Source organism: Planktothrix sp. FACHB-1355, from assembly GCF_014748295.1.
Classification (GTDB): Bacteria; Cyanobacteriota; Cyanobacteriia; order Cyanobacteriales; family Aerosakkonemataceae; genus Aerosakkonema; species Aerosakkonema funiforme_A.
The window spans coordinates 1-1,546 of sequence record NZ_JACJUP010001370.1 but is presented as its reverse complement, the minus strand read 5'-3'; the positions used below and the strand labels follow the sequence as shown (position 1 = coordinate 1,546).

General features: G+C 48.6%; 1 protein-coding gene. It reads left to right on the top strand.

Features of this window, described 5'->3' with window-relative positions; translation table 11 throughout:
* Nucleotides 1-1,206 (top strand): filamentous hemagglutinin N-terminal domain-containing protein (locus tag H6S82_RS33835; RefSeq protein WP_242057204.1); only part of this gene is annotated, 1,206 nt, incomplete at its 5' end.
* Nucleotides 1,207-1,546: the final 340 nt, after the last annotated feature.

The following is a 1,546-nucleotide window of genomic DNA, read 5'->3' as shown; positions in this document are numbered from 1 at the left end:
ATGCTTCTCTATGTACTCTCTCAGTTGACTCATTTTGGGGAAGGTAAAACTCTATTTTACCATTGGCGATCGCAGTTTAGTTTATATGTTGGAGATCTCTATTGTCTCAATCCCCCACTCTCCCACTCCCCCACTCCCCTCGCCTCTAGTGAATTCGCCGCCATGAAAAGTTGTTCTTTGCGATTCTGGTCTGCGTTAGGAAGTGCCTCAGCCTGTCTGTTGGCTGCTACAACGGCGACGGCACAAATCGTCCCAGATGCTGCTGGACAAAGTAATTCGATCGTTACGCAACAGGGCAATACCAGTACTATCGTAGGAGGAACGCGAAACGGCGGCAGCCTGGTTCACAGTTTTCAGGAGTTTTCTGTCCCGACTGGCGGCACGGTTGTTTTTAACAATGCTGTCGATATTCAAAACATTTTCGCTCGCGTGACGGGTAGTTCGGCTTCTAATATTGATGGGTTGATTCAAGTCAACGGCACAGCTCACTTATTTCTGCACAATCCCAATGGGGTGATTTTTGGCCCTAACGCGCAGCTAAATGTGGGCGGTTCTTTTGTGCTGACTACGAATAAAGAGGTAAACTTTGCCGATGGCACGAACTTTAGCGCTAGCAATTCTCAAACTGCTCCTTTGTTGACTGTTAACATACCGGGTGGCTTGCAATTAGAGGGAACAGATATTGGGGCTAACTCTAATTTTACTTTGCCGCTGTCAGTGGGGACGGTATCGCCCCTTTCGTTTTCTCTACCATTGTTGGGGCCACCGCCGCCACCGCCGGGGGAGCAATTTAATGGTAAGGCTCCTGGGCCACTCAATATCAGTTCGCTGTTTCGAGCGCGACGAGCTCAGTTTGCTGATGTGGTGAAATTATTTGCAAATCAACCTTGTTCCCGTTCTTCACTGGCGAGTACTTTCTATGTTACGGGTAGAGGTGGTTTGCCACCCAGTCCGACTGATGCGCTTACCGATGAGGCGGTTTGGGTGGATTTGCGCGATCGATCTATCATGTCAGGGATAGGAGGTCGTCGCAAAAATTCTTCACCCACTACCCAACAGGCAACACCGAGTACTGAGTTGGTAGAAGCTACTGGTTGGTCGATCGCACCAGATGGTAAAGTCGTTCTCAGTGCCAATTTAACAGATGTCACGCCGTCTTCTTCATCTTGTCAGGCATCTGCTTATCCTCTCGGTGAGGGCAATTAAGCAGTGCGATCGATTGTCTCGCGATTCGTGCTTTTCGATTCCCTTACCCTCCTGTCGGGTAGGGGGTCAAGCGCCAATGGGGTCAAAACCTTCTTGCTTAGTTCGCTGCGCTCTTGTATTTCTGATTGTGGATGCCTGTTAAAACGCTAGCCCCTGACGCCCTGTCCAGGGGTTTTTTGTTAGTTTTTTCTTTATATATACATTTATTAGTTTCAATCCCTGAAAGGGATTAATGTTGATTTCCACTTGCGCTGCTGCTCTTGAAGTCCAAAAACTCAGCATGTTTCAATCCCTGAAAGGGATTAATGTTGATTTCCACGCGGTTCGGGTTCGGGCTGCG